At 60.3% G+C, this 9931-nt stretch carries 10 protein-coding genes; all 10 read left to right on the top strand.

Features of this window, described 5'->3' with window-relative positions; translation table 11 throughout:
- The first annotated feature begins 611 nt into the window (after positions 1–611).
- Genes HMPREF3120_RS06880 through xerD form a run of 10 tightly spaced genes read left to right on the top strand, consistent with a single transcriptional unit; the run spans position 612 to position 9925 of the window.
- Positions 612–1592 carry a hypothetical protein gene (locus tag HMPREF3120_RS06880; protein WP_083279532.1) on the top strand — a complete coding sequence of 327 codons (981 nt, stop codon included), beginning with the start codon at positions 612–614 and terminating at the stop codon, positions 1590–1592.
- A 3-nt stretch (positions 1593–1595) separates the two neighbouring features.
- Positions 1596–2579, top strand: a complete 984-nt coding sequence (locus tag HMPREF3120_RS06875; RefSeq protein ID WP_070451578.1) for an HAD-IIA family hydrolase — start codon at positions 1596–1598, stop codon at positions 2577–2579.
- A 1-nt stretch (position 2580) separates the two neighbouring features.
- A complete protein-coding gene (locus tag HMPREF3120_RS12150; RefSeq protein ID WP_167594521.1) occupies positions 2581–2754 on the top strand; it encodes a hypothetical protein in 174 nt (57 codons plus the stop codon).
- Positions 2754–3578 carry a TlyA family RNA methyltransferase gene (locus HMPREF3120_RS06870; protein WP_070423228.1) on the top strand — a complete coding sequence of 275 codons (825 nt, stop codon included), beginning with the start codon at positions 2754–2756 and terminating at the stop codon, positions 3576–3578. Before HMPREF3120_RS12150 ends, HMPREF3120_RS06870 begins: the two co-directional genes overlap by 1 nt.
- Positions 3575–4513 carry an NAD kinase gene (locus tag HMPREF3120_RS06865; RefSeq protein WP_070451574.1) on the top strand — a complete coding sequence of 313 codons (939 nt, stop codon included), beginning with the start codon at positions 3575–3577 and terminating at the stop codon, positions 4511–4513. Before HMPREF3120_RS06870 ends, HMPREF3120_RS06865 begins: the two co-directional genes overlap by 4 nt.
- Positions 4514–4522: 9 nt before the next feature.
- Complete coding sequence (gene recN / locus HMPREF3120_RS06860; protein WP_070451572.1) at positions 4523–6253, top strand: DNA repair protein RecN; 1731 nt, start codon at positions 4523–4525, stop codon at positions 6251–6253.
- A gap of 40 nt (positions 6254–6293) precedes the next feature.
- A complete protein-coding gene (gene steA / locus HMPREF3120_RS06855; protein WP_141739387.1) occupies positions 6294–7502 on the top strand; it encodes a putative cytokinetic ring protein SteA in 1209 nt (402 codons plus the stop codon).
- Between the two features lie 3 nt (positions 7503–7505).
- Complete coding sequence (locus HMPREF3120_RS06850) at positions 7506–8360, top strand: copper transporter (RefSeq protein WP_083279531.1); 855 nt, start codon at positions 7506–7508, stop codon at positions 8358–8360.
- Complete coding sequence (locus HMPREF3120_RS06845) at positions 8357–9004, top strand: NUDIX domain-containing protein (RefSeq protein WP_070423224.1); 648 nt, start codon at positions 8357–8359, stop codon at positions 9002–9004. The genes HMPREF3120_RS06850 and HMPREF3120_RS06845 overlap by 4 nt, the downstream gene beginning before the upstream one ends.
- Positions 9005–9925: a site-specific tyrosine recombinase XerD gene (gene xerD, locus HMPREF3120_RS06840; protein ID WP_070451570.1), complete on the top strand. Its 921-nt coding sequence runs from the start codon at positions 9005–9007 to the stop codon at positions 9923–9925.
- Positions 9926–9931 lie beyond the last annotated feature (6 nt).

Raw genomic sequence — 9931 nt, 5'->3', positions numbered from 1 at the left:
ACCGCCGACCCAACAACTTCACACACAAACACCCAAAGTACAACACCCACGTTGCACTTTGGGTGTTTTCACGTATACCCACATGATTGTTGTCGCCGACAACAGCAACATTGGTGCACACCCACCAGACCGCAATACAGAGTCAGAAACATTGCGTGCCTGACTATGCCACTGCATAGTTGGCGTACACCCATTAGTCCGCAATGCGGAGCACGGAGTCGATGCCAGCGGCGGCGCTCTTGTCAGCGCTCTTGGAAAAGTAGCCCAGCCGATACAAGGAAATAGTTGGTGTCTACCCACTTGTCCGCAATGCGGAGCGAAGCGACTTCACGCCACCGAAGACTCGACTAAAGCCACCAGCACACAGTCGTAAATGCAAAATGAAGCTTCACGGCCGCGGCGTTTTACACTCTGCCCAAGTCAGCGAAAGATATGACGTCGGGTTTTGCATACAGCACAGCTAGGAGAGGGACGTAACCGCAATGCGGAGAATGAATCCTTGATAGCCCATTACGGAGTCGAATGCTCGCCAAGTCCGCTCGGCTGAGGGGGATCAGCATAACTGTGTTGAGCATCCCTATAATGGCTTGGATACGAATTGGAGGGATTCCATGGCAGAGGCCGGCAACGGAGATAACCAGGGACGTCAACGTTCTTATGGTGGTGGCGGAGACCGTCGCGGTAGGAATAACCGCGGGCAGTCTCGTGGTCGTCGTGAATTTGGCGACGGAGAGCGCGGACGTCGCGAGGATCGCTACGGTGGAGCACGCGGCGACAATAAACGCGGCGGTCACGGTGGTGGCCGCGGCCGTGGCAAGCCCCACGGTAAGGGCGGCCGCCCGGGCCACGGCGGGCAGGACAACCGTGTCCGCCACGATCGCTCGAACCCATATCGTGAGGGATACCGCGAGGAACGGATGGCGCAGAAGGAGCGCGAACCTGACTTGCCGTCGGGCCTGGATATTAACGACCTTGACCCGTCTGTGCTGCAGGACCTCAAGGTGCTTTCCAAGGACAATGCGGAACGCGTTGCACAGCACATGCTGATGGCTACTGATCTCCTGGAAGACGATCCGAAGCTCGCACTTGAGCACGCCCGCGCCGCGAAGAACCGTGCTGGTCGTGTCGGCGTTGTCCGTGAGACTGCTGGCGTAGTTGCATATCGCGCTGGTGAGTGGAAGGAAGCGCTTTCAGAACTCCGTGCGGCGCGGCGGATGTCTGGTGGCCCGGGGCTGCTAGCTGTGATGGCTGATGCGGAGCGTGGCTTGGGCCGACCTCAGAAGGCGCTTGAACTTGGTCGTAGCCCTGAAGCTAATGAATTGGACGAAGCGGGGAAGATCGAATTGGCGATTGTGCTTGCCGGCGCACGCCATGATCTCGGTCAGCACGATTCTGCACTTGCGACGCTGCAGCGCATGAATCCTTCTTTGGATTCGCAGGGATTTGAGCAAGTGCGTCTTTCCTACGCATATGCTGATGCCCTTCTTGCGACTGGCCAGCGTGGTGAGGCCAAGACGTGGTTTGAACACGCTGCGAAGATTGATACGGATGGTTTCACGGATGCGGCGGAGCGCGCCGCAGAATTGGACTAGACAATGGCGCTGAAGGATAACTACGACGCTCTCCTGCTAGACCTCGACGGCACTGTGTGGAATGGCGGAGTGGCGATTCCAAACGCTGTAGAGGCCATTACGGCGTCGGGGATTCCGGCTATGTATGTGACGAACAATGCGTCGCGTAGCGCAGCGGATGTGGCTGCGATGCTGGGCAAGATTGGCCTCGATACGAAGACCGAGGACGTGATCACTTCAGCACAGGCTGCGTTGTCGATGGCTGAGGCGCACCTCGCCCCCGGAGATCCTGTTCTTGTGGTTGGCGCGCCGTCGTTTAAGCAGCTTGTCGACGATGCGGGTTACGTCGTCGTCGATAGTGCAGATGCGAATCCGAAGGCGGTGCTGCACGGCCACAACCCGGGGACCGGTTGGGTGCAGTTGTCGGAAGCTGCGTTGGCAATTCAGCGGGGCGCAATCTATCTTGCGTCAAACCTGGATACGTCTTTGCCAATGGAGCGTGGGTTGATGATCGGCAATGGTTCGATGGTTGCTGCGGTGACATCGGCGACAGGTGTGACTCCGGAAAGCGCGGGCAAGCCGGGGCCGGCGATGTTCATTCAGGCTTCTGAACGCATGAATGCGAAGCGTCCGCTTGCCGTGGGAGACAGGCTAGATACTGATATTGCAGGTGGCGTTGCGGCGGGGATTCCGTCGCTGCACGTGCTTACCGGTGTTTCTGGCCCGTTGGCGCTTATGGAGGCGCCCAAGGAGCAGCGACCGACGTTTATTGCGGAGGATATGCGCGGACTCAACGAGAACCCAGAGGTTTTGCTCCCGGGACCGCAGGGCGGTTTCGCTGCGCGAATCGACGGTAACGACATCATTTTGAGCTACGGCAAGGATGGTGCGACACCGATTCAGGCCTTGCGCACGGTTTTGGAGGTCGCGTGGCATATGGAGACTCCACCGGAGTTTGTGCGGCCCAACTCAGAGGCTGCTGAAGCTGCTACAGCTCAGTGGTGGTGACATGAAGCCACCCATGCCCAGGGATCCGCGGGCGCCGCATACGACGCCTGAGGAGGTCACGTCACAGTTTGAAGCGATTCTCGCGGAAGATACTGAATCGCTTGCCGATGAGGTTGACGCACTGACGCGCGCGCATGCGGTACTGGGGCATGCGTTGCAAGAAAGGAACAGCTAATGCCGCCCAAACGGAGGCGTTTGGATGCAGAGCTTGTGCGCCGCAAGATTGCACGTTCGCGCGAGCAGGCTCAAACGTGGATCAAGGAGGGCCGTGTCGAGGTCGGTGGGTTTGTGGCGTCGAAGCCTGCGACGGTGGTAGAGCCAGAGGCGTCGATACGCGTCAATGTCGAGGACATTGATGACTGGGCGTCTCGTGGCGCGCACAAGTTACTTGGAGCGTTGGAAGCCTTCGGGCCACGTGGCCTGAGCGTCGAAGGGCGTAGGGCGCTGGATGCTGGCGCGTCGACAGGTGGGTTTACAGACGTGTTGCTCAGAAACGGCGCACGTGAGGTTGTTGCCGTGGACGTTGGCTACGGTCAGCTCGTGTGGCGCTTGCAGAACGATCCGCGGGTGCGGGTGCTCGATCGGACGAATATCCGAAACCTGACGCCGGACATGATGGGTGGACTCGCGGACCTGATGGTCGGGGACCTGTCTTTCATCTCGTTGAAGCTGGTGTTGCCGGCACTGGTGGAATGTCTTGAGGATGGCGCTGACTTGTTGCCGATGGTCAAGCCTCAATTTGAGGTTGGCAAGGACCGTTTAGGCTCTGGTGGCGTTGTCCGTTCACAGGAGTTGCGCGAAGAAGTCACTGTGGATGTCGCCCAGTTCGCACAGGGGCTGGGGCTCAGCGTGCGTGGGGTGGCTGCGTCGCCTCTGCCAGGGCCGAGCGGTAACGTGGAGTACTTCCTGTGGCTTGTAAAGGATGGAGGCGAGGCAATGCTTGACGACGATTCCCTCGCCGCCGCAGTCCAAAAGGCCGTGAAGGAGGGGCCGCAATGACGGCTGAGCGTGAGATCTTGTTGGTTCCGCACTTGTTCCGCGAGTCGAATATCGCGTCCGCAGCGAGGGCTGCGGAGATGCTCCAGGAAGCCGGCATTACGGTGCGGTTGCTTGAACAGGAACAGATGGATGCGATTGAGACGCATCCGGTGCTCAGTGGGCTGACACGTGCCGCTGCTGACGACAATGCGGCGCTTGGCTGCGAGCTGGTGCTGGTGCTCGGCGGAGATGGAACATTTCTGCGCGCCGCAGAGCATGCCCGGGCGCAGGATATTCCGGTGTTGGGAGTCAACCTCGGACATGTCGGGTTCCTCGCAGAAGGTGACGCGGAGAGTCTTGAGGAGTCGGTGAGGCAGGTCGTCGATAAGACGTACCGCGTTGTCGACAGAATGACCATCGACGTGGCAGTCATCGACCAAGAGGGGCAGGTCGTCGGGACGGATTGGGCGCTGAATGAATGCAGCGTGGAGAATCTGGATCGTACACGGGTGCTTGATGCCACGTTGGAGGTTGATTTTCGGCCTGTGTCGTCGTTTGGCTGCGATGGCGTACTGGTGGCCACACCGACCGGATCCACAGCCTATGCGTTTTCTGCTGGCGGTCCGGTGATGTGGCCAGAACTCGATGCGTTGCTGGTGGTGCCGAATAACGCACATGCGTTGTTTGCAAAGCCACTTGTTGTCTCGCCGCGCTCGACGGTTGCTGTGGAGTCAGAACACACGACGTCGAGTGCCATGGCGGTAATGGATGGGTTCCGTCGCATCCCGGTGCCTCCTGGTTCGAGGGTTGAAGTAAGTAGGGGGTCGCGTCCGGTGCGGTGGGTACGCTTGGACGACAAACCGTTCACCGACAGGCTGGTGGATAAGTTCCGGCTGCCGGTGTCCGGCTGGCGCGGCCCGCGGACGGGTCGTGGTGTACGCGGCGTTGATGCGTAGGGAGGCAGAGTGCTCGCAGAGATCGCGATTTCTAACTTGGGCGTGATCCGTCATGCCTCGGCGGAGCTTGCTCCTGGGTTGACGGTGCTCACCGGTGAAACCGGTGCAGGTAAGACCATGGTTGTAACTGGCTTGCGGCTGCTGACAGGAGGCCGCGCTGATGCCTCCCGAGTGCGAACCGGGGCGCAGGAAGCTGTGGTTGAAGGCGCGCTCAGCATCGCAGATTTGCCGGAATCGACATTGTCCGCCGTGCATGCGATTGCAGAGGGCGCTGGTGCAGGGCCTGATGAAAACGGCGAATACGTCGTCTCACGTGCTGTGAAAGCGACGGGGCGATCGAGCGCTCACCTAGGAGGCCGAAAGGTTCCGGCCGCGACACTGGGTGATCTTGCTGGGCATCTGCTCACGATTCATGGCCAGAACGACCAGTTGAGGCTTCTCGCGCCGGAACAGCAGCTGGCGGCGTTGGACCGGTTCGAACCGGCGATCGCTCAGAAGCTCTCCTCCTATCGCGATGTTTATGTCCAGTGGCGCGAGGCATCGAAAGATCTGAAGGACCGCACCGAGAAACGCCTTGAGTTGGCACAGGAGATGGACCGGCTGCGGTTTGCAATCGAGGAAATCGACGCAGTTGCACCCGTAGACGGCGAAGATGCCGATCTCGTTGCAACCATTAACCGTCTTCAGGATGTTGATGCGCTGCGTGAGGCCGCCCAGACCGCGCTGGTGGCAATTGATGGTGCTGAAGCCGTCGGCGGCTACAGCGCAGAGGCGGAAGAAGCTGCATCAGACCTTGTTGGCAGGGCGCAGGCGGCGTTGGTAGGAGCTAGTGACGAGGAGTTACGGGAGCTTGGTGTGCGCCTCGGGGAGGTCGCCGGTGTGCTTGCGGATGTGTCTGCGGAACTCGGTAGTTTCACCGCAGATCTTCCGACCGACCCGGATGAGCTAGAGCGCCTTCTGCAGCGCCAACAGGAACTCAAGGGGCTCACACGAAAATATGCTCCGGACATCGCGGGTGTGTTGGCGTGGCGAGAGAAGGCCGGGAAACGGCTGAGCAAGATTGATACGTCAGAAGAAGCTATCGACGAGCTGAAGCGGCGCGTTGCTGAACTTGAAGCCGAACTAAAAAAGCGAGCGGCAGCGTTGACCAAGGCACGCAACAAGGCCGCCAAAAACCTCGGGGAGGCGGTGACGGAAGAGCTCCACGGGCTTGCCATGCCGAAGGCGCAGCTGCGCGTCGAGCTGGGGGAGGCCAAGTTTGGCCGCGATGGTGCGGACGCTGTGGAGATCACGCTCGCACCGAACAGCGCGTTGGAGCCAAAGCCGTTGGCCACGAGCGCATCTGGTGGTGAGCTCTCACGAGTCATGCTGGCACTTGAGGTGATCCTTTCGGAGTCGTCGGCGGGCGGCACGCTGGTCTTTGATGAGGTGGACGCTGGTGTCGGTGGACGTGCTGCGGTGGAGATTGGGCGCCGTTTGGCGAGGTTGGCGTTGAGGCATCAGGTCATCGTCGTTACGCACTTGCCCCAGGTTGCGGCGTATGCGAACACGCACCTGCATGTGTCAAAGGACGTGGGCGACGAGGCGGTGACGTCGGGTGTGGGCAATCTGACTGACGAGCAGCGGATTGAGGAGCTCGCGCGCATGATGACGGGCCTTGATGATTCGGATACAGGGCGTGCCCACGCGGCAGAATTGTTCAAGCGTGCGCAGCGCGAAGTGGAGGAAATGCGGGCGTAGCCCGCGCGCCTCCACAGTTCTGGCAGGTCAACGTTGCACAATGGTCGCTATGACTGTTGGAACTGGGGAAGCGCCCGCGCAGGAATTGCGCGGTACGCTGCGCGACTGCACACCGCAGGGCAAAGGCCTTGCTCGCCTGCATGAGGGCGATATTGCGATTGTGGATGCGCCGGACATGCAGCGTCGTTTAGCAGAGCAGCTCATTGCCCGCCGTCCTGCTGCGGTGATCAATCTTGCGCCGTACAGCACTGGATCCTTACCGACGTTCGGTCCGCATTTGCTTCTCGACGCCAACGTTCCGATCTTCGAAGTGGCCGACGCAGCAGTTCGCGAGAAGATCCGCGACGGCAAGAAGGCCACGGTCACGCCAGAGGGGACGATCACCGTCGGAAGGAAAGACGTCGGTGTTGCACAGCGTGTCACACGTGAGCAGGTGGACAACTCCTTCGCTGAGGCACAGCAAGGTCTCGTGGAGAACATGGAAGCCTATTTCGGCAACACCATCGAGTTCATCCACTCGGAAGCGCCGTTGCTTATCGACGGTGTCGGCGCACCCGAACTTGGCGACGCGATGGCGGACCGCAAGGTCGTTGTTGTCTCTCCAGGAGATGACACGCGGCGCCGTCTGACAGGCATCCGCAACTTTATGCGGGAGTACACCCCGGTCATCATTGGTGTGGGAAGCGCCGCGAACACGCTGGCAGAGATGGGTTATGCCGCTGATTTCATTGTCGGTGACCCCGCGGATGTCGCGTCGGAGAACTTGCGTTCTGAAGCACGGGTGATTCTGCCGGCTGACCCAGACGGTTATGCGCCTGGCTTGGAGCGTATCCAAGATTTGGGTGTGGGTGCGATGACGTTCCCAACAGCGACTGATTCGCCGACAGACCTCGCGATCTTGCTTGCTGCGTTCCATGATGCGGAGACGATTGTCACCGTAGGCGAGCCGGTGGAGTTGGACGGGATGCTCACGGACCCGGCGAATGCCGATCCGGCTGCGTTGCTTGCTCGCTTGAAGGCCGGCCGCAAGGTTGTTGATTCTACGGTTATTGAGAATCTTTACGCAGTCGAATCCACCAGCGGTGTCGCATGGGCCTGGGCGTTACTCGGCCTGCTGGTCGCTGCTGCCGCCGTCATTCTCGTCGTTGGGCTTGGCGGAAATGGGACGTTCGCCGACAACCTGGTCAATACCTGGGACACAGTTGCCAACACGGTGCGCGGCTGGATTCCGGCAGGGGAAGGGGAGTAAACCGTGGGAAAGCAAAAAGGGACGGGTGGGCTTGTCACTGCTGGTCTGTGTTGGGGGTTAGCTCTCGGCGTGGTGTTGGGGGCCTCGGTACTCGCGCCGGCTATTCCTGGCGGCCCGGATCTGTTCAATGGTGCGTTTCTCAGCGACATCGACCGGAACGCGAATGGTGATGGAGCCGAGGAACCGACAAAGGAAAGCAGCGAAGCGCAGCAGCGGCTTGATGCTGCCGATGCTCTTCTGGGCAGTGAGTCGGTGTCCATCGTCTCTGGAGCGCTCAAAGAGGTGCCGGTCGCTATCGTGCGTACGCATACGGCCGCCGATATCGATGTTGATTCCGTGCGGTGGCTGCTCAACGCGGCGGGCGCTTCCGATGCTGGTGAGTTGAAACTGACAGAGAAGTTTACGTCGCAAAACTCTGCCGACGAGTTGTCCACGGTGATTGCGTCGACGTTGCCGTCCGGTGCGCAGTTGAGCGTGGAGAACCGTTCACCGGGCACCCATGCGGGTGAGTCGTTGGCGTCGATTATGTTGATCGACCCTGAGACGAAGGAAGCGCCAGCACAGGCTTCGGATCGCAAAATCGTAATTGACACGCTGCAACAATCCGGTTTCGTCGAGACGAAAGGTGAGATCGTGCCCGCGGAGGCTGTCGTGATTGTGGATGGCGCCTCCGGTGACGCCGGCGGAGACTTCGGTGCGAAGCTGGTGCAGGACCTTGCGGAAGCACTTGGCCATGCAGGCAAAACCGTGCTGACTAGTCAAGACATCGCGCCAAAGGAACTGCGCGGCGTGACAACGGTAGGCAACGTGAGCTACGAGTCCGGCAGGATTTCTTCAGTGCTGGCGGTGGCAGAGTGAGCCACGAATTTACCGTCGAGTCCTCCGAGGTACTGATCGACGCCCCAATCATCGCTGTGCGCCGCGACAGTGTGGTCATGCCGGGTGGCAAGCCAGCTAACCGTGAGATCGTCGAGCATTTCGGCGCAGTGGCAGTAGTTGCACTTGACGACGACGGGCGCGTCGCGCTCGTCGAGCAGTACCGGCACAGCGTAGGCAAGCGGCTGCTTGAACTGCCTGCGGGGCTTCTGGACATGTACGAAGAAGACGAGTTGGTATGCGCGAAGCGCGAACTGGTTGAGGAAGCCGGTCTCGAGGCTGAGCAGTGGGGCGTGCTGGTGGATTTGGTGACGTCTCCGGGATTTGCGGAAGAGGCGGTGCGGGTATTCGTCGCAAAGCAACTGCGCGAGGTGGAACGCCCGGACGCCGAGGACGAAGAAGCCGACATGGACTTTCGGTGGGTGCCACTGAGCGAGGCCGCACAAATGGTGCTTCGAGGCGAGATTGTGAACTCAATCGCCGTGGGCGGCATTTTGGCTGCTTGCCGTGTCGCAGAGGGTAAAGCGCAGTCACGTGATGTGTCGGAGCCATTCGAGTTGCGCCCGCAATCGCTGCCGAAGCGGCGAGCCGAGCGTGGCATCGTGCCGGATATGAAGCGCATCTAGATGGCGGTAAAAGCCGACGAACTAGCTGCGCGCTGGTTGCAGCATCTCGCTGTTGAGCGGGGAGTCTCCCCTCACACGTTGCGTAACTACACCCGCGACGTCAACCGGTACACACGATGGTTGGCAGCCGCTGGGAAAAGCGACTTGGCAACAGTCAGTGCCACCGATGTAGAGGCGTACGTTGCTGACTTGCGCCGCGGGGTGGACGGCGCACGCCCCCTCGCGGCATCTTCGGCTGCGCGTGCGCTGACTGTCGCCCGAGGCTTGCACCGCTTTGGCGTAGAAGAAGGCGTATTGCCGGCAGATACCGCTGCCGAAGTTTCCCCACCGTCAGCTGGCGAGAAGCTACCCGACACTTTGAGCATTGGGGAGGTGGCGACGCTTCTCGATGCCTGCCCGACCGAACAGCCCCTCGGCCTACGCGACAAGGCGCTGTTGGAAACGCTATACGCCACAGGTGCGCGAGTTTCTGAGGTGCTTGATCTGAGCGTCGATGATGCGACAGCCGCAATAGATACTGAAGGCATTCTGACCGTGACTGGCAAGGGAAGTAAGCAGCGCCTCGTCCCGCTCGGCCGGCATGCACAAGATGCGATCGAGGCGTACCTCGTGCGAGGCAGACCCGTATTCGCCACCGGGAAGTCACACGCGTTGTTCTTGAATAGGCGCGGTGGAGCCTTAACTCGCCAGAGCGCCTGGACTGTAATCAAGCAGGCTGCGGAGCGTGCGGGGATAGACAAAGAGATCTCCCCGCACACGCTCCGGCACTCGTTTGCCACGCATCTGCTGGAAGGTGGCGCAGATGTGCGCTCCGTGCAGGAATTGTTGGGGCACGCTTCAGTGACGACTACGCAGATTTACACACATGTCACAGCAGATAGCCTGCGCGAGGTTTGGCGTAGTTCGCATCCACGTGCGTAAGCTTTT

The organism is Corynebacterium sp. HMSC11D10 (assembly GCF_001806995.1).
Classification (GTDB): domain Bacteria; phylum Actinomycetota; class Actinomycetes; order Mycobacteriales; family Mycobacteriaceae; genus Corynebacterium; species Corynebacterium coyleae.
Note: the sequence above shows the minus strand (reverse complement) of the source record. Positions and strands in the feature narration are given on the sequence as shown.